Raw genomic sequence first — 17,684 nt, 5'->3', positions numbered from 1 at the left:
CACCGCCTCCGTCCCCGCAGACTCCGCCTGACCCTATGTCTGGCCAAGACCGACAACCGCTGGGCGGTCACCCACGAACACCACTCCTTCACCGACCGCACCACCTCCTGATGCCTCGACCGCATCATCACCAACGCCACCGAAGACCACTCCCTCGCCGGAGAAGTAGAAACACTCAGGACAAGTCCGCGCGGGCACGGTTGGCTGGCCCGGTGCGTACCTTCCGCCTCCTACCCGCGCTCGGCCTGCTCCTGGCCCTGACCGCCTGCGCCCACCCCGGCACCACCGAAACAGACCGCCAGGCCGACACCCTGGCCACCGCGATCGGCTACCCAAGGCAGTCGGACGCGGCGGGCTTCGCCCGAGCGGCACTGGCCACCAGCCTGGGCAGGTCGGCGGACTTCGCGGTGCTGGTGGCCCGCGAGGTCCCACACGGCCTGGACCCGATGGAGCAGACCGCCCACCTGGTGATCCGGATCCACGAGGACGCCAGGGAACCCAGCGGAATTTTCGGCAGCCGCAAACCCGCACTGGACGCCTGCTACGAACTGAACTTCAACTACTACGGGATCATCGGCAAACCCGAGCGCACCCCCTGCCCCAAGGACGCCAAGCCCTACACCCCACCACCACTGCCGGTGTACTGGAAACTCCCACCCGACGCGGGCGACAAACTCATGGCCCTGCTCCGCGGACTGCCCGCCGCACCGGTGGCGGAGGACGTGGTCGCCACCATGCGCAAGGAACTCGCCGTGCCCGCACCAGGTTCACCCGAGGCCCCGTTCCAGGGCGTGCAGGCGAAGGTGGTGGGCGCCGATGTCGGGGTGGCGGCGTGGTCGGGGCGCGGCGAGTCGTTGAACTGCGTCATGGCCGTGCGCAAGGCCGGGAACGTCCGCACCTACGGGTTGTCCTGGCGGGAGACCAGGACCGGCGAAGGCGGCCCTGGCTGCTCCCCGGAAACGGCACTGGGCGGCTGATCGTCCACAGTGGACTAGTTCACGCTCGTGAGGTCGGACTGGTCGCCTGTAGCTGGATCCGCACCAGCAGTTCGGTCAGCAGGTGTTCGGTGGCTTCGGTGCCGCCCTCGGCTCCGGTGTGCGCGACGAGCTGTTCGGCCCGCCTGCGGTCGCCGTTGGTCACCGCGGCCACCAGTTCCGTCGTGCGGCCGCGTAGCCAGGTGAAATCCGCCATGCCTGTCCTCCCCGTTCCGGCTTCTCTCCTGTATAGGGGCAGCTGGTCGTGGCAGCTATTGGTTGCCGCCCGGTTTGTCTGGGAGTCCCGGCTGGTTGCCCGATTTTCCCGGTGGGCGGGGGAAGAAGCCGCTCGTTCGGCGGGTGTAGGCGGCGTAGGCCGGGCGGTGCAGGTGGAGGTGGCGTTCGAGCATGGGTTTGCCGCCGATGCCGCGGGCCAGCAGGAATGTCATCAGGAGGGGGGCGAGGATGGTGGTGGCGCCGAGCCAGGTGTCGCAGGCCAGTAGGTACAGGCCCCACCAGAGGCAGGCGTCGCCGAAGTAGTTGGGGTGGCGGGTGTAGCGCCAGAGGCCCTGGTCGAGGACCTTGCCGTGGTTGGCGGGGTTGGCGCGGAATTGGGTCAGTTGGTGGTCGGCGAGGGTTTCCAGGGTGAAGCCCAGTAGCCAGAGGGTGGTGCCCAGCCAGTGGAGCAGGGTTGGTTCGCCGCCGAGGTATTGGGTGAACTGGACTGGCAGGGAGACCAGCCACAGGTAGGCGGCTTGGACCAGGTAGACGCGGGTGAGCAGGAACCACTTGGGGTGGGGGCGGGCGGTGGCCATGATCGTGATGGCGGCGTAGCGGGGGTCCTCCGGGCGGTGGCGGTTGCGGCGGTGGAGGTGCGTGGCCAGGCGTAGGCCCCAGATCACGGTGAGGGTGGTGACCAGCAGGCGGACGGGCTGGTTGCCGTGGCCGGTGGACAGGGCGAGGCCGGTCAGGGCCACGACCGCGAAACCCAGGCCCCAGGCGGTGTCGACGGTGTCGTAGCGGTTCCGGCGGAGGGCCACCCAGAAGGTGGTCAGGGTCAGCAGGAGTACCAGGGCCAGGGTGACGGTGAGGTTGACGGCCAGGGGGCCGAGGTCAGGCATGGTGGAACCGCCTGGCCTGGTCGAGGTCGCCGTTGGTCAGGCCGTGGCGGGAGTGGAACATGCGGGGGTTGAAGTACACGGCGATACGGGGTGGGCCGTCGGGGGTCTGCTGGGCGCTGAAGTAGGTGTGGGCGTACATCTGGGACTCGGGGTCTGGGCCGGCGAAGGCGTTGGCGCAGCGTTCGTAGGCGGCTCGGGCGGATTCGGGGGCCTGGTAGGCGGTCAGGACCTCGCGGATCATCGTGCGGGACTCGTTGTCGTTGCGGCAGTGCGGGGTCAGCGCGAACTGGTGGGTGACCGAGTCGATCGGTTGCGGTCTGTGGTGGACCAGGGCCAGGTAGGTGCCGCAGGACCAGAAGCGGCGGCTGTTGGAGCGCCATTGCAGCCGGGTGCGGGCGGGGACCCCGTGCGGCCAGCCGGATCGGGCCGCGGCGGCCTCGGCCAGCCGGGCCAGGGTTGGGCCGTCGCCGGCTGGGCGGTGTGGGGCGAGGCGGTCCAGGCGGGCCAGGCGGTCGGCGGAGAGGCGGCCGCGGTGCTGGACGTACAGCTTCACCCTGGCCGCCGGGTCCTCGCCCAGGTCGAGGCAGAGGTAGGAGACCACGTCTTCGGGGTGCATGGCGTTGGCCAGGCGGGGCCACTGGCCGGGGAAGCCGAGGGCGGTCAGGACCTCGTCGCAGGTGGCGCCGCAGGTGCGGGGTGGGGTGCCGCCGAGCCAGAGGTAGATCTTGCCTGCCGGTGCTCGGGTGCGGGACCAGCTCAGGGTGTGGAAGGCGGCCATGGGTGGCCTGCGGGCGGGGTCGGGGGTCAGCAGGTGTTCGATGCGGCGCAGGCGGGACGGGGACAGGTCGTGGGACTCGGTCAGGCGAGTGGTCAGGTGTTGGGCGGCGGCCCAGTAGGTGGCCGGGTTGGCGGGTTCGGCCAGGGCTTCGACGGTGGCGCGCAGGGCGATCGGGCCGTCGGTCAGGAGGACGGAGAGTTCCAGTGGGGTGCTGTCGGAGGTCAGGGTGGACCAGAGTGGCGGCTGGTCGACGCGGCGGTCGCCCCAGGACTCGGTCAGGGTTCGGTAGCCGTTGAGCGCCTGGGGTTCCAGGTCGGTCAGGTTGGTGGCGCGGCACAGGTCGCGCAGGGCGGTTTCGCCGAACTCGCGCATGGTCGTCATCCGGCCAGCACCTTTCGCAGGGCGGTGGCGAAGGAGTAGGGGTGGGTGCGGTAGCCGTCGTGGCCGCCGGGCAGCTCGACCGTGGCGGTGCCGAGCAGGTCGGCCAATGCGCGGGTGGAGCGGGCAAGGAGGGTTTCCCGGGTGAGGCCGTGTGCGCTGACCGCCGGGGTGATCAGCGGGGCGGACGCGCGCAGTTCCGCCCACGCCTGGTTGTCCGGCTGGTACTGCCAGGTGGCCGGGAAGTCGTTGGTGAGGAAGAAATCCAGGTTGGCGGAGGTGCGCTGGGTGGGTGGTGTCCAGGCCACTTCGGCGGTGTGGTCGGTGTGGTCGGTCAGCGGGACGTCCAGGACCTGGCCCATCCGCCGGAATACCGCCTGCCACCCGCCTTCCCGGTGCAGCCGGTCCACCTGGCCGACCACCCCGCGTACCGCCTCGCGGTCCTCGGTGGCGAGCAGAGAGAGCAGTGGTGGTTCGTGGGCGATGAAGCGGCGGATCAGGTCGGGGTGCTGCCGTACCAGGTCGAGTCCGATCACCGCGCCGGTGCTGGAGCCGAACACCATGGCATCGGTCAGGCCGAGGCCAGTGAGCAGGCTGTGCACGTCGGCCGCGTGCTGCCGGATTCCTTTCTGGGCAACGGGATCGTCCACCGTGGTGCGGGTCTGGCCGCGGCGGTCGTAGGTCAGCACGGTGAAGTCGGCGGCCAGGGTCTCGGTGAGCGGGTTGGCGCAGTCGGCGTCGCCACCGCCACCGGGCAGGATCAGCAGGGGCGGGCCGCTGCCGCGGAGCGCGTAGTGCAGTCCGGCGCCGGGCACCCGAAGCACGCCGGTGCGCACCGGGCTCACAACTCGGTCCTGGGGACGGACATGCCCTGGAAACGCCAGGTCTGGGCCAGGTCGCCGTTGGTCAGGCCGAACTCCGGGTGGAACATGCGGGGGTTGAAGTACACCGCGACCCGGGGTGTGCCGGAGTCGTCGTGGCGGGCGCTGACGTAGGTGAGGTTGTACATCTGCTTGGCCGGGTCCGGTCCGATCAGGGACTGCACGCAGCGGGTGTAGGCCGCCCGGCTGCGGTCGGAGACGGCGAAGGCATCGAGGACCTCGTGCACCATCCGGTCGGACTCGGCGTCGTTGCGGCAGCGGGTGGGCAGGGCGAACTGGTGCAGCACGGTGTCGATCGGCTGCGAGCGGCCGTGCACCAGCGCCACATAGGTGTCCGCCGACCAGTAGCGACGGCTGTTGGAGCGCCACTGGAGTTTGGTGCGGGGGGAGGCGCCGGGGGCCCAGACCGAGCGCTGTTCGGCGCGGTTGGCGATTCTGGCGAGTGCTGGGCCCGCCCCGGCCTGGGGGTTGGCGGCGAGGCGGTCGAAGCGCTCCAGGCGTTGTGCGGTCAGCCTTCCGCGGTGCTGCACGTACACCTTGGTGCGGGCCGAGGGCGCGTCGCTGAGGTCCAGGGAGAAGAACGGCACCACGTCATCGGGGTGCAGGGCCTGCGCGATCCGTTGCCACTGGCCGGGAAACCCGAGCCGGGTCAGTGCCTCGTCGTAGATCGGGCCGCAGGCGGCGATCTCGGATCGGGGCACGCACAGGTAGATCTTGCCTTCCGGGGCGCCGGTTCGGGACCAGCCCATGACGTGCAGGGCGACCATGGGTTGCCGTAGGCCGGGGCGGGGGGCGAAGAGGTGTTCGATCCGGTGCAGGTGCTCGGTGTACAGGCCGTAGGTCTCGGCCAGGCGGGCGGTCATCCGTTGCGCGTTGGACCAGTAGCCCTCGGGGCTCGGTGGGTCGGCGAGGGCCTCGATGGCCACCCGGACTGAGACCGGTTCCTCTTGCAGGAGAACGGAATACTCGATCGGGGTGCTGTCCGGGGTGAGGATCGACCAGGGCGGGCCGTCCTCGATCCGGCGTTGGCCCCAGGACTCGGTCATGATGCGGTAGCCGTCGACGGCCTGGGTTTCCAGCTCCGCCAGTCCGGATGCCTGGCAGAGCCGCCGGACGGCGAGTTCGCCGTAGCCGGCCATGGTCGGTGGGATGGCTTCGCCTGTCTGGAACATCATCGGCAGAACCTCATCGGCATGGTGGTGATCCCGTTGATGACGGTGGAACTGAGGTGCTGTGGCTCCTGGGCGAGGCTGAAGCGCAGACCTCGCTGGACCAGTTCCTCGATCAGCGCGCCGAGCAGGAGCCGGGCGGCCTGGGCGCCCGCGCAGTAGTGCGCGCCGCGGCCGAAGCCGAGGTGGGCGTGGGCGGGGCGGCCGGGGGTGAACCGGTACGGGTCGGGGAAAACCGCCTCGTCTCGGTTGGCCGAGGCTACCCAGGCGGCCACCCAGTCGCCCGCCCGCAGTTGCCTGCCGCCGAGTTCGACGTCGGTGGTGACCCGGCGGACCAGGCTCTGGGTTGGGGTGGCCCAGCGCACGCCTTCCTCGACCAGGTCCGGGATTTGGGTGGGGTCGGCGCGGATCGCTTCCCACAGTTCAGGTTGGTCGGCCAAGCGCAGCAGGAGGTGGGCTGCCACGTGCGGGGTGGTGGTGTTGCCGCCGATGAGGGTGCTGTAGAGGTTCAGCAGCACATCGCGACTGGTGGCTGGTCGGCCGGAGAGCGGGAGTGAGCGGAGGTCGGCGGCGAAGGCGTTGCCGGTGTGCAGGGCGGTGCGGATCAGGTGGAAGAGCTTGGCGTGGTTGTGGTTGAGGGTGCCGTTGGCGAACTCCGGGTCGGTGGGGGCGATGCAGCCGATCGCGTGGTGCACCAGGGCGTCCCAGTCCTGCTCGGGCAGGTCCAGCAGTGGGCCCAGGGCGAGCATCGGCAGCCGTCGCAACTTGGGCATCACGTCGTGCACGCCCGGGGTCAGGTCGGCCACCAGGCGGTGCACGCGTTCGCGGATCGTATCGGCCTGCCCGCGTACGGCGGCCGGGCCGAGGTGGCGCATGGTCAGGGCGCGCAGTGGGGCGTGTTGCGGTGGGTCGGCCAGGACCACGGTGCGTCCGCCCGCCGGGTCAGGGGAGCCGATGGAGTCCAGGATGGTGCCGGAGGTTGAGCTGAAAGTGTTGGTGTCGCGCAGGATCCGCGCGCAGTCGCGGTGGGTGAAGGCCGACCAGTAGGGCACGCCGGACGGGGTGCGGTCCAGGCGGACCGGGTCGGTCTGGCGCAGCCGGTGCCAGCTGCCGTGCGCGTCACCGGTGGCATAGGCGGCCGGATCGGCCAGGTCGAACGGGCGATCCGGGGGCAGGCCCGGTTCAGTGCGCACCGGGACCGGCCGCCTGGATCAGCGCGGCCATCTTGCGGATGGTGTTCCACTGGGATGGGGTGTGCCGTTCCAGGGAGACCGCGTAAGTGTGCTGCACGTGCACCATCAGCTGCTCGACGTTGAGCGAGTCGATCAGCCGGTACTCCAGCAGCGGGGTTTCGGCGTCGAACTCGATCTCCTCGCCGTCCAGCAACACCTCGGCGATGAACGTGTGCAGCTGCTTCTCGGTCTCGTTCAACGGTGCGTCTCTCCCTGTGTGTCGGCGAGCAGCCGCTGCCGGTCCACCTTTCCGGTGGCGGTCCGGGGCAGCTCCTGGAACTGGCGGAGGGTGTCGATGACCAGGTGGCGGGGCAGTCGTTCGGCGAGGAACCGCTTGATCTCGATGGCCGACGGCGTGCGGCCCTGGCGGGTGCGGACGCAGGCGCGCAGCCGGGCCGCGTGCCCGCTGCCGGTCACCAGGACCACCGCCTCGACCAGGTCGGGGTGCGTGGTCAGCACCGCCTCGATCTCGCCCAGTTCCACCCGGTGACCGCGGACCTTCACCTGGTGGTCGCGGCGGCCGAGGTAGTCGAAGCCGCCGTCGGCACGCGGGCGGACCAGGTCGCCGGTGGCGTAGGGCCCTTGTCTGCCAACGGTTTCGCCCAGGTATCCGGCCATCAAGGTCGGCCCGTCCACCATCAGCTCACCCACCTCGCCGGGACCGGCCAGGCTGCCGTCCGGGCGGAGGGCCCACACCTGGTTGCCGCAGGCGGCGGTGCCGATGGGGATCGGGGTGGTGTGCTCGGCGGACAGCCAACCGACCGGATGGTAGGTACACACGTTGGTCTCGGTGGGGCCGTAGAAGTTGTACAGCGGCAGTTCGGGCCAGCGGGCCCGTAGTGCCTTGAGGCCGGGCAGCGGGAACACCTCGCCCGCGAACAGCACGGCCCGCAGCGGCAGGTCGGCGATCTCCAGCAGGCGGCCGTGTTCCATCATCAGGGTCAGCGCTGAGGGCACCGAGTACCAGACGGTGATCCGGTGTTCCCGGACGAAGCGCACCAGGGCGCGGGCCGGGGTGCCCTCCGGGATCAGGTGTACCGAGGCGCCCGTGTGGAAGGCCGCGTACAGGTCGAACACCGACAGGTCGAACTGGAACGGGGCGTGGTTGGCCAGGCGGTCCCCGCCGTGCACACCGAGCAAACCGACCGCCCAGTCGACGAAGGCGAGTGCGGCACGATGGGTGACGCAGACGCCCTTGGGCTTGCCCGTGGACCCGGAGGTGTAGAGCACGTAGGCCAGTTCCGCGGGCGTGCCTACCGACTGGTCGGTACCCGAACGGGGCGGAAGCTTTCCAGGGCTCAGGACGGGCATCGCGGTCAGCTCGGGGTTCGCGGCGATGAGTTCGGCCTGTCGCTCCCGGGTGGTGATCATCGCCGTGGGTGTGCAGTCGGTGATCAGGGCAGAGACCCGCCGGGCCGGGCTGAGTGGGTCCACCGGGACGTAGGCCGCGCCCAGCCGCAGCACGGCCTGCATGGCGGCCACGGCGAAGGCCGACTTGTCCAGCCACAGCAACACCCGGTCCCCGCCGCGCACCCCGAGACCGGCCAGCGCGCCGACCAATCGGTCGGCGAGGTCGTCGAGTTCGCGGTAGGTCAGCGGGCCGTCCGGGGCGTTGAGCGCGAGGGCGTCCGGGGTGCGGCGGGCCTGTGCGCGCAGGAGTTGTTCGAGTCTCACAGCCCCAGTCCCCTCGCGATGAGGTCGCGGTGGATCTCGGAGGTGCCGGAGAAGATGGTGCTGGGCAGGGCGTCGCCGAGGGCGTCGACCACGCCGCCTTCGGACAGGAAGCCGCTCGCGCCGTGCAACTGGATGGCGTCGAGGGCGTTCTGGATCGCCGCCTCGCTGACCGCCAGCTTGGCCAGGGAGACCTCCAGGGTGCTGTCCACACCGCGGTCGCGCCGCGAACACGCCCGGTACAGCAGCAGCCGGGCGCCCTCCAGGCGGAGCTTCATGTCGGCGATCCGGTGCGCGACCGCCTGGTGCCGGGACAGGGGTTTGCGGAACTGCTTACGCGTGGTCACATGGCTGATCGTCTGTGCCAGCTGGCGGTCCATCGCCCCCAGGTAGGCCGCGAACAGGCAGCTGCGTTCCCAGGCCATCGAGCCGGCGAAGATCGTGCTGCCCGCGCCTTCCGGGCCGAGCCGGTTCGCCGCGGGCACCCGGCAGTCGTCCAGGTAGACCGGCGCCATCGGCGCGGTGGCCAGGCCCGGCTTGGCGAACCTGGCCCCGACGGTGAGCCGGGGCGAGTGCCGGTCCACCACGAACGCGCTGAGTCCGAGGTGGCCGTCGGCGGGGCTGGTGCGGGCGTAGACCAGGAGGTGGTCGGCGACCGGGCTGTTGGTGACGAAGCTCTTCACGCCGTTGAGCACGTAGTGATCACCGTCGCGGATCGCGGTGGTGCGCAACGCGTGCACGTCCGAACCCGCCTCCGGCTCGGTGATCGCGTTCGCACCGATCCACTCCCCCGAGACCAGCTTCGGCAACAGCCGGGTACGCAGTTCCGCGCTGCCGTGTTCGGCGATCGGCATCACGCAGGCGAACAGGTGCGCGCAGGCGGAGAACAGCAACCCCAGGTCCTGGCAGCCCTTGGCGAAGGACTCGATCACCAGCGCGGTGCTCAGCGAGTCCAGGCCGAGGCCGCCGTCCGCGGTGGGCACGCTCAGGCCGAGCAGTCCGAACTCCCCGCAGCGCCGCCACAGTTCGCGGTCGAACCGGCCCGCGCGCACCCGCTCCGGCAGGCCGTCGTTGAGCGTGGCACCCAGCTCGAAGGCGCGCTCGGCGAGTGCGCGCTGCTCCTGGTCCGGCTCGAAATCCATTGCCCAGTACCCTTTTTCGTCAGTGGACGGTGGCCAGCCGGATGCCGTCGGTGACCTGGTAGCGGTCGCTGTGCGCGGACCAGTCGAGGTTCCCGCGCATCCACGAACGCAGCCCGTCGGCGAAGGTCCGCACGGCGTCCACCGCCGCCGGTTCCAGGCCGCGCCAGTGCCGGAGCAGGGTTTCCGCCTCGGCCTCGGCCTGCCGGAACTCCGCGAGCTGCCTGCCGATGAGGACGTAGGTCGCCTCGACCGCCCGTTGCAGGTCCAGGTCGCCTTCCCTGGCCAGCACCAGTACCCCGTTGCTGACCTCGCCCGCGGCCAGTTCCTTGGGCAGCGACACGATGTCGTTCACCCAGACCACGACGTCGGCCGCCCGGTTGAACATCAGCCGGGTCTCCTCGAACTCGTGCAGCAGCGCGGGAACCTCCTGGCCGGTGGTCACCTCGATCAGGTCCAGCGACGGGGTGATGCCGCCGGAGGCCCGGCGCAACTGGCGGTACCCGGCGAGTTCGGGGACCTGCCGGTGCCGCCGGTTGGCCGCCTCGTACTTGAAGGCGACCAGGAAATGCGCCATGTGCAGGGCGAACCGGTGCCGCCATGACGTGCTCATGCCTGCCGACAACCGTTGCCACACCTCGGAAAGCTGGTCTTCCAGCGGTGTCGCGGTCGCGGGCGGCGCACCGGCCAGGAGGTCCATCGTGCGGGCGGCCGACTCGTCGTGGTCGCACCTGGGCTGGTCGTGGCAGTCGTCGATGACGAACGCCCAGGTGAACCAGCCGGTGACGGCGGTGATCCGGTCCGGGGCGATGGTCGGGTAGCAGCGGGCGATGAGTTCGCCGAGCCGGGTGCGGGCGAGTTTGTCCCGCGCCGCTGGGCCGTCCAGCAGCGGGTACCGGTCGGCCCAGTCCAGGATCCCGGCTTCGAGTTCGGCCAGGTGCGGGGAGATCGCCGAGGACAGGTCGAGCAGCGGGTGCCCGGCTGGCGGGTCGAGGCGGAGTTGCCCGGATAGGTCCGCGGGCGCATCGGTCACGACGCGTTTCCGGGGCGGCGGGGCTGGAGGATCATCGGCAGGTCACCGGTGGTCAGCTCCGCCTTGGCCACCGGGCGCAGCGTGTGGCCCGGCTTGTGCCGCAGGGTCCAGCGGGCGGTGATGGCGGCCAGCGCGATGGTCATCTCGTGGTTGGCCAGCACGTCGCCGAGGCATTTGCGGGTGCCGCCGCTGAAGGAGATCACCGCGTTCCTCGGCAGGGTGCGCAGGTTCTCGGGCAGCCAGCGGTCGGGCTGGAAGGCGTCCGGGTCGGTGAACACCGCCGGATCGCGGTGCAGGGCGTACGGGCTGAACAGGATGCTCGCTCCGGCCGGGATGTCGTGCCCGCCCAGGGTGGTGTCCACGGTGGCCCGGCGGGTGATGAACCAGACCGGCGGGTACAGCCGCAGCGCCTCGTTGACCACCCGGTTGGTGAACGGCAGCGCCGGGAAGTCCGCGTCGGTGGCGGTGCGGCCGTTGAGCACCGAGTCGACCTCCTCGTGCAGCCGGGCCTCGATCCCGGGATGACGACTCAGCAGGTACAGCGCCCAGGTCAGGCCGGAGGCCGGGGTCTCCACCCCGGCCGCGAGCACGGTCATCAGCTCGTCGCGGATCTCGGTGTCGCTCAGGCCCACGCCCTGTTCGTCCCTGGCGGACAACAGGATCGAGAGGAAGTCCTCATCCGGCCGGGTGCCCGCGCGGTAGCCGGCCAGCATCCCGGAGATGACGTCCTCCAGCCGCCGCAACGCGAGCCGGAACTCCCGGTTGGCCTTGGTCGGGACCTGGTGCACCACCGGCAGCGGCACCATCATCCGGCGGTAGACCCCCCGCCACACGACCGGGAAGCTGCGCTGGACCTCGGTGATCGCGGCCACCCCGATCCGCTCGTCGGAGAACATCAGCTGCGCGGTCACCCTGGTGGTCAGCCTGCTGATCTCTTCAGGCAGGTTGACCTCCTGCCCCGGCCGCCAGGACTCGACCAGTTCGGCCACGTGCCGGGCCATCACCGCGCCGTATGCCTCGATCTTGGCCTTCTGGAAGGCGGGCTGGATGAACCCGCGCTGACGTTTGTGCGTCCGCGAACTGCAGGTGCCCACCCCGTCGCCGAGGATGACCCGCATCTTGTCGATGAACTCCCCGCCCTTGTCGAAGACCCGCGGGTTGAGCAGCACCTCCTGGACCATGTCGTGGGTGACCGCCATGTACGCGGTGCCGCGCCCCAGCCGCACCCGCACCACATCGCCCTGCTCGCGCAGCGTGGGCAGGTAGTTCAGCGGATCCCGGAAAATCCGCAACGCGTTGCCCAGCAACGGCAACCGCCCTGGGGCGTCGCCCAGCCGGTACTGACGACGTTCCTCCGCTACGGCCATGTGGATCAGCCTCGCGCGTGCCGCCCGCCCGCCCTATCGGTCAGGAGACCGGAACAACCCCCCGACCGGAGGGAATGCCCCCCGCCGGTCGGCCGGACCAGCCGCGGTCCCCCCACCCGGCGGGGGGTCATCCAGCCAGTCAGAGTGCCCTTTCGGACTCCTGACTGATGTGGCGGCCCGGCGCGGCCCGGGAGGCTGATCCGCATGACACTGAGCGAGGTCGGCATCGGTGGCCCCTCCGTGACCACGGTCCTGGACTCGCCGCACGCCATGCCCGGCCAGGAGGTACGCGGGCAGCTGCGCGTGCACGGCGGCGCCGCGGCGGGTGAGATCGGGCAGGTCGTGCTGTCGCTGGTCACCGAGATGGAGTCGGAGACCGGGCTCGGCGGTGGCGCGGAGTACGCCCGGCTGGTGGTGCGCGAGGGCCTGCGGCTGGCCGCGGGCGAGCCGGCCATCCTGCCGTTCCGGCTGCCGGTGCCGTGGGAGATGCCGATCACCGCGGTCGGCGGCTCGCCGCTGCCGCGCTCGGCCGCGGCGATCCGCACCGAGTTGATGATCCCCGGCACGCCCGGCAAGGGCGATCTGGACTGGGTGCGGGTCAATCCGCTGCCCGCCCAGCAGCAGGTGCTCGACGCGTTCGGGCAGCTCGGGTTCTCCTTGCGCGGCAACGGGGTGGAGGCGGGCCGGGTCCGGGGACTGCCGCAGGAGCTGGGTAGCTACCAGGCCCTCACCTTCCGGCCGCCCACCCGGTTCGCGGACCGGATCGAGCAGGTCGAACTGATCTTCGTGGCGAGCCGGGGCGAGCTGTGCGTGCGGCTCACCGCCGACCGGCGCGAGGCCAGGTTCCCCCACGGCGACAACGACTTCGGCGATTTCCGGATGTCGCACCTGGACGCGCGGGTCAACGACTGGGCGCCGATGATCTCCGGCTGGCTGACCCTGACCGCCGAGCGCGGCCAGTGATCGCCTGAGCAGGCGCTGGACCCGGCGAAGGAGCGTGGCGTGATTCGGGTGGTCATCGTGGACGACGAGGACCTGGTGCGGTCGGGTTTCCGCCTCATCCTGCAGGCGGCGGGGGACATCGAGGTGGTGGCGACCGCGACCGGGGAGCAGGCGGTGCGCGCGGTGGAGTCGCACCGGCCGGAGGTGGTGCTGCTGGACATCCGGATGCCCGAGGTGGACGGGCTCACCATCCTGCGCAGGCTCCAGTCGCTGAGCCCCGCACCCGTGGTGGCCATGCTGACCACGTTCGACTCCGACGAGTACATCGCCACCGCGCTGCGCTCCGGCGCGGCCGGTTTCATCCTCAAGGACACCGCGCCGGTGCAGCTCGCCCAGATGGTGCGCACCCTGGCCGCCGGCGGGGTGGTGCTCTCGGCGAAGGTCACCCGCACGGTGGTGGACGGCTACCTCGGCGCGAGCACGAACTCCGAGGCGGTGGCGCGGGCCGGGCAGCTCTCCGAACGGGAGCACGCGGTGCTGGTGCTGATCGCGGAAGGCTTGTCCAACACCGAGATCGGGGCCAGGGTGCACCTCAGCGCCGGCACGGTGAAGGACCACGTGAGCGCGATCCTGACCAAGTTACGGGTGGGCAGCCGGGTGCAGGCGGCCCTGGTGGCCGAACGCGCGGGACTGCTCACCGCCGAGGAACCCCGATCATGACCGACCGGCCGCGCGAGTGGCGGATCGAGATCGCCGTGCTCGGCGTGGCCACGCTGGAGGCGGCGGCCGCCGCGTTCACCGAGCTGTCCGCGATCGCCGGGTTCGGTGTGCTGGCCGTGCTCGCGCTGCTGCTGCGGCACCGCTGGCCGATGCCGGCCTTCGTGCTGGTGCTGCCCGCGCTGATGTTCCTGGACCTGCTCGTCCCGGCAATCGTCGTCCTGTACACCGTGGCCGCCCGGTTCCGGAGCTGGTGGCTGATCGGCGGCTGCGGGCTGGTCGTGGCGGTCTGCCAGTACTTCCCGCTGCCCGGACCGGGCATGTCCTTCACCACCACCGAACTGGCACTCAACGCGATGGACTCGCTGGTGCTGGCCTGCGGGTCGATCCTGCTCGGCCGGTTCCTGCGCACCCGGCACGAACTGGCCCTGCGGCTGGCAGAGGTCAAGGCGGCCAGGGCGAACGAGCGGCAGCTGGACGCCCAGGTGATCCTGACCAAGGAACGCAACCAGCTCGCCCGCGAGATGCACGACGTGGTCTCGCACCAGGTCAGCCTGATCGCGGTGCAGGCGGCCGTGGTCACGGTGAGCACCGCCGACCCGACCGCGCGGGCGGCCGCGGCGCACATCCGCACGCTGTCGGTGAACACCCTGGACGAACTGCGGCACATGATCAACCTGCTGCGGGCCTCGGGCAGCCCGGCCACCGAACTGGCACCCCAGCCCACGCTGACCGAACTGCGCTGGCTGATCGACAACAGCGGCATCGACACCGAGCTGACCGGCGAGCTGCCCACCGGCGTCGAGGCGCCGGTGCAACGGGCCATCTACCGCACCATCCAGGAAGCGCTGACCAACGTCCGCAAGCACGCGCCCGGCGCCAAGGCCATCATCGAGTTCGGCCACGACGACACCGACCTGACCATCACCGTCACCAACACCGCGTCCAGCCGACCCGCGCTCGCCCTGCCCAGCGCCCGCCACGGGCTCATCGGCTTGCAGGAACGGGCCGCACTGCTGGACGGGCGCTTCCACGCGGGACCCACGGCCGACGGCGGATTCCAGCTCCGGCTGCGACTTCCGCTCACCTGAGGCCCGACCACGAAAGGCCAACCATGACCGAATCCACCGACCACCGGCCGGCCGCGGAGAGCTTGCAGCCACTCGGTTCGCGCCGGGACCGGTTCGCCCCGGACGCCGCGCTGCGCGCGGTGCGGGCGAGCGGGACGAGCTGCCCGGTCACCACCATCACCGGCCGGGTCAGCACCCTGGTGGCCGGGCACGCCCAGGCGCACGCGGTGCACGGCACGGACACGCTCAGCCTGGGCTCGGTGCCACCGCCGGAGGGCACCGCCGTCGGACTGAGCGAGGCGGAGATCCGCCGCCGCCGGGCGGGCATGCTGCTGCTGATGGACGCGCCCGAACACGGCCGGGTGCGGCGCACGGTCGCGCCGCGGTTCACCGTGCGCGCGGTCAAAGCCCTTGCCCCGCAGGTGGAACTCGTCGTCCAGCAGCAGCTCGACGAGTTCCTCGCCGCTGGCGCCCCTGGTGATCTGGTGTCCGGCTTCGCCATGCCGGTGCCCTCGCTGGTGATCTGCCGCCTGCTCGGCGTGCCCTACACCGACCAGGACCAGTTCCAGCGCCGGGCCGCCCTGCTCAGTTCCTCGACCCTGCCGCCTGCCCGGCGCGGTGCGCTGGAGGACGAGGCCCTGGACTACATGCGGGAGCTGGTCGCCAGGGCCCGGCGCGAGCCCGGTGACGACCTGCTCGGCTACCTCGTCCGCGAGCACGGTCAGCAGCCCGTCACCGACGGCGGTGTCGACGATGACGAGATCGCCGGGCTGGCCAACCTGCTGTTGCTCGCCGGGCACGACACCACCGCCAACACCATCGGGCTGGGTGTGCTGGCACTGCTGGAGAATCCGGACCAGCTCAAGCTGTTCCGGGCCGCCATCGCCCAGGACGATCACGAGGCGGTGGGCCGGGCCGTGGAGGAGATCCTGCGCTTCACCAGCGTGGTGTCCAGCGGATTCCCCCGGCTCGCGCTCGCCGACACCACGGTCGGCGCGCACACCTACCCGGCGGGCACGATGATCAGCGCCTCGCTGGCCGCGGCCAATCGCGACCCCGCGTTCGGCCCCGACCTGGACACCCTGGACCTGACCCGGCACTCCCGCGGTCACGTCGCGTTCGGCTTCGGCGCGCACCACTGCCTCGGCGCGCCACTGGCCCGGCTGGAACTGCGCGCCGCGCTCACCGCGTTGCTGACCCGGCTGCCGGAGTTGCGCCTGGCCGATCCCGGCGCTGCCGTCGCCTTCCGCAAGGACTCCTTCATCCACGGCATCGAGTCGCTGCCCGTCACCTGGTGATCGGCTCCCTGGCGTCGACCACCCGCAGGCCGGAGATCAGACCGGAGAAGCCGCGGTGGCTGCGCGGTCGCCAGGCGAGGACCACCGCGGCGAAGGCCAGCAGGCCCGGCAGGAAGCTCAGGCCAGGCCAGTACTGCTCCAGGCCGGTGAACAGGTAGTAGCCGAAGGTGCCACCCAGCAACGCGGGCAGGATCCGCAGGCCGGGGTGGCCGCCGTCTGGACCGGTGCGGCGCAACCGGACCGCCTGCTGGCCGAAGGTGGCCCCGCTGGGTCGCAGGGCGGGGACGGCCAGCAGCAGGACGGCGGGCAGCCAGGTGCTGAGCACGGTCAGCGCCAGCCGCCCGCCGGGGCTGTCGTTGAGCCACACCTGGAAGGCGAAGTGCGCGATCACGTTGGTGGAACCGGCCAGCAGCCCGCCAAGGACCACCACCGAGAGCAGGTCGACCAGCATGCCCTGGAACCGGCGGAAGGTGGTGACCGGCCGGGGATCGCCCGCGGGGATCTCGCTGCTGCGGTCGAACAGCCGCAGCAGTGGCGCGGCCAGCACACCGAGTGCGGCGCCGGAGGTGTTGGTGATCAGGTCGTCCACGTCGAAGAGCCGGTAGGGGCAGGCGAAGAGGAACCAGTTCCCGGTGAGCTGGGTGCACTCGATGAACAGCGACACCCCGAACCCGGCCAGGATGACCACCGGCGCGCTACGGCGGGTGTAGTGCCGCAGGAAAGCGCCCAGCGGCAGGAAAAGCGCGACGTTGAACAGCAGTTGCTGCACCGCCGGGTTGGCCAGCGTGGCGCCGACCCCGGTGCCGCGCTGCAGCCTGGCCACATCGGTCAGCGACTCCAGTGGGATCAGCTGCGGATGGGTGGCGTGCGCCGCGCACCAGGCCGCGTCGATCTGCGGGATCGGGAAGAGCGTGTAGGCCAGCAGGGCCAGCGCGTAGAGCAGGAACCCAAAGGCCAGCACCGCCTGGCCAAGGCCCAGCTCACCGCGGCGGCGGTAACTGCGGACGACGAACGGGGCGAACAACGCCACGGCGAGCAGGCTCGCGCCGAGAATGGCGAGGACCGCGGGCAGCAACCTGGTCAAGGACAACCTCTGCACTCAGCGAACGATCACCGGAGGGATGCCCGGCACGGTGGCGCACGCTACCGGCCGCCGCGGCCCGTCCAGGACCGCGGCACACCTCGACCACTCCACAGTGGACAATCGGGCAACGACTCGGCCCGTTTGTCCATTGTGGAGTCATTCCGCCGGTGTTTCCGCGACGGGCTCCCATGGCACCACCCGCAGTCCGGTCAGGTCGTGGTGGCGGGCGTGCAGCTCGGCGACCTCCTCCTCCCCCATCATCAGCGTCTCGCGCATGAAGTCGCCGCTGAGCCGCACCGAGGCCATACCTCCCGGGTTGAACAGCACGTCCACCCCGTCGGCCAGCAGCACGACCAGCTCGTCCAGGTCGATCCGCCGCCACTCCGGTGCGCTGATCCGCCTGCGGTGCTGCTCCCCGCTGGCCACCACCACGCACAGCAGGTCGTCAGGGGACCGGGTGATCAGCGGCCGGCCGTCGCCGTTCATCCCGATGTCGAACAGCGTGTCCCGCAACATCAACTGGATGTGGTCGACCTCGGCCCGGCCCTGCAACACCAGCCGCAGCACCGCGTCCAGCGGATCCGACGGCGAGTTCTCGTCCGCCGGGATGTACTCCGGGTTGGCCCGGAACTTGCCGACCTGCCCGTCCTCCTCCACCGGCCACAGCCCGACCACGGCCTCCAGTGGCGGCGGCTCGTGCTCGGTGGCCGGGCGCCATTCCGGGTCCATCAGCAGGAACCAGTTCTCGCCCGGCTGGGCGTCCTCGGTCGGCTCGGTCGTGGTGGTCATCGTGCTGCCTCACTCCTGTACTCGGTTGCCACTCTGGTGTC

Annotated in this window: 18 protein-coding genes; 5 read left to right on the top strand and 13 right to left on the bottom strand. The window is 71.0% G+C overall.

Annotated features, from left to right (window positions below; genetic code table 11):
- The first annotated feature begins 212 nt into the window (after nt 1-212).
- The gene (locus HNR67_RS23870; protein WP_185004467.1) at nt 213-977 is read left to right on the top strand and encodes a hypothetical protein; all 765 of its coding nucleotides are present in this window, start codon (nt 213-215) and stop codon (nt 975-977) included.
- Nucleotides 978-996: 19 nt separating this feature from the next.
- On the opposite strand, the gene HNR67_RS23865 is transcribed toward HNR67_RS23870, so the two are convergent.
- From HNR67_RS23865 to HNR67_RS23815, 11 genes are read right to left on the bottom strand one after another with little or no spacing between them, the layout of a single operon-like run.
- On the bottom strand, nt 997-1,191 hold the full coding sequence (locus tag HNR67_RS23865; protein WP_185004466.1) for a hypothetical protein: 195 nt from the start codon (nt 1,189-1,191) through the stop codon (nt 997-999).
- Between the two features lie 55 nt (nt 1,192-1,246).
- The gene (locus HNR67_RS23860) at nt 1,247-2,095 is read right to left on the bottom strand and encodes a DUF1295 domain-containing protein (protein WP_185004465.1); all 849 of its coding nucleotides are present in this window, start codon (nt 2,093-2,095) and stop codon (nt 1,247-1,249) included.
- Nucleotides 2,088-3,254 (bottom strand): hypothetical protein, encoded by a 1,167-nt coding sequence (locus HNR67_RS23855; RefSeq protein WP_185004464.1) that lies wholly within the window; start codon nt 3,252-3,254, stop codon nt 2,088-2,090. Before HNR67_RS23855 ends, HNR67_RS23860 begins: the two co-directional genes overlap by 8 nt.
- The gene (locus HNR67_RS23850; RefSeq protein ID WP_185004463.1) at nt 3,251-4,096 is read right to left on the bottom strand and encodes an alpha/beta fold hydrolase; all 846 of its coding nucleotides are present in this window, start codon (nt 4,094-4,096) and stop codon (nt 3,251-3,253) included. The genes HNR67_RS23855 and HNR67_RS23850 overlap by 4 nt, the downstream gene beginning before the upstream one ends.
- Nucleotides 4,093-5,307 carry a hypothetical protein gene (locus HNR67_RS23845; RefSeq protein WP_185004462.1) on the bottom strand — a complete coding sequence of 405 codons (1,215 nt, stop codon included), beginning with the start codon at nt 5,305-5,307 and terminating at the stop codon, nt 4,093-4,095. The genes HNR67_RS23850 and HNR67_RS23845 overlap by 4 nt, the downstream gene beginning before the upstream one ends.
- Nucleotides 5,304-6,494: a cytochrome P450 gene (locus tag HNR67_RS46325; protein ID WP_185004461.1), complete on the bottom strand. Its 1,191-nt coding sequence runs from the start codon at nt 6,492-6,494 to the stop codon at nt 5,304-5,306. Before HNR67_RS46325 ends, HNR67_RS23845 begins: the two co-directional genes overlap by 4 nt.
- Nucleotides 6,484-6,732 (bottom strand): acyl carrier protein, encoded by a 249-nt coding sequence (locus HNR67_RS23835; RefSeq protein WP_185004460.1) that lies wholly within the window; start codon nt 6,730-6,732, stop codon nt 6,484-6,486. The genes HNR67_RS46325 and HNR67_RS23835 overlap by 11 nt, the downstream gene beginning before the upstream one ends.
- The gene (locus tag HNR67_RS23830; RefSeq protein WP_185004459.1) at nt 6,729-8,207 is read right to left on the bottom strand and encodes an amino acid adenylation domain-containing protein; all 1,479 of its coding nucleotides are present in this window, start codon (nt 8,205-8,207) and stop codon (nt 6,729-6,731) included. Before HNR67_RS23830 ends, HNR67_RS23835 begins: the two co-directional genes overlap by 4 nt.
- Nucleotides 8,204-9,346 (bottom strand): acyl-CoA dehydrogenase family protein, encoded by a 1,143-nt coding sequence (locus HNR67_RS23825; RefSeq protein ID WP_185004458.1) that lies wholly within the window; start codon nt 9,344-9,346, stop codon nt 8,204-8,206. Before HNR67_RS23825 ends, HNR67_RS23830 begins: the two co-directional genes overlap by 4 nt.
- Nucleotides 9,347-9,365: 19 nt before the next feature.
- Nucleotides 9,366-10,376, bottom strand: coding sequence for a terpene synthase family protein (locus HNR67_RS23820; protein ID WP_185004457.1), 1,011 nt, complete (start codon nt 10,374-10,376; stop codon nt 9,366-9,368).
- A complete protein-coding gene (locus HNR67_RS23815; protein ID WP_185004456.1) occupies nt 10,373-11,743 on the bottom strand; it encodes a cytochrome P450 in 1,371 nt (456 codons plus the stop codon). Before HNR67_RS23815 ends, HNR67_RS23820 begins: the two co-directional genes overlap by 4 nt.
- A gap of 204 nt (nt 11,744-11,947) precedes the next feature.
- Here HNR67_RS23815 and HNR67_RS23810 point away from each other — a divergent pair, with 204 nt between their 5' ends.
- The 4 genes from HNR67_RS23810 to HNR67_RS23795 are packed head-to-tail and all read left to right on the top strand — an operon-like array spanning nt 11,948 to nt 15,770.
- On the top strand, nt 11,948-12,706 hold the full coding sequence (locus HNR67_RS23810) for a sporulation protein (RefSeq protein WP_185004455.1): 759 nt from the start codon (nt 11,948-11,950) through the stop codon (nt 12,704-12,706).
- A gap of 39 nt (nt 12,707-12,745) precedes the next feature.
- Nucleotides 12,746-13,405, top strand: coding sequence for a response regulator (locus tag HNR67_RS23805; RefSeq protein ID WP_185004454.1), 660 nt, complete (start codon nt 12,746-12,748; stop codon nt 13,403-13,405).
- Nucleotides 13,402-14,493, top strand: a complete 1,092-nt coding sequence (locus HNR67_RS23800) for a sensor histidine kinase (RefSeq protein ID WP_185004453.1) — start codon at nt 13,402-13,404, stop codon at nt 14,491-14,493. Before HNR67_RS23805 ends, HNR67_RS23800 begins: the two co-directional genes overlap by 4 nt.
- A 23-nt stretch (nt 14,494-14,516) precedes the next feature.
- Nucleotides 14,517-15,770 (top strand): cytochrome P450, encoded by a 1,254-nt coding sequence (locus tag HNR67_RS23795; RefSeq protein ID WP_185004452.1) that lies wholly within the window; start codon nt 14,517-14,519, stop codon nt 15,768-15,770.
- Here HNR67_RS23795 and HNR67_RS23790 read toward each other — a convergent pair.
- Both HNR67_RS23790 and HNR67_RS23785 read right to left on the bottom strand, forming a co-directional pair.
- Nucleotides 15,760-16,869 carry a VanZ family protein gene (locus HNR67_RS23790; protein WP_312987905.1) on the bottom strand — a complete coding sequence of 370 codons (1,110 nt, stop codon included), beginning with the start codon at nt 16,867-16,869 and terminating at the stop codon, nt 15,760-15,762. The genes HNR67_RS23795 and HNR67_RS23790 overlap by 11 nt on opposite strands.
- A gap of 141 nt (nt 16,870-17,010) precedes the next feature.
- Nucleotides 17,011-17,643, bottom strand: a complete 633-nt coding sequence (locus tag HNR67_RS23785) for a type VII secretion system-associated protein (RefSeq protein WP_185004451.1) — start codon at nt 17,641-17,643, stop codon at nt 17,011-17,013.
- Nucleotides 17,644-17,684: the final 41 nt, after the last annotated feature.

It is taken from the genome of Crossiella cryophila, from assembly GCF_014204915.1.
Classification (GTDB): domain Bacteria; phylum Actinomycetota; class Actinomycetes; order Mycobacteriales; family Pseudonocardiaceae; genus Crossiella; species Crossiella cryophila.
This window is presented reverse-complemented; position numbering and strand designations above follow the sequence as displayed.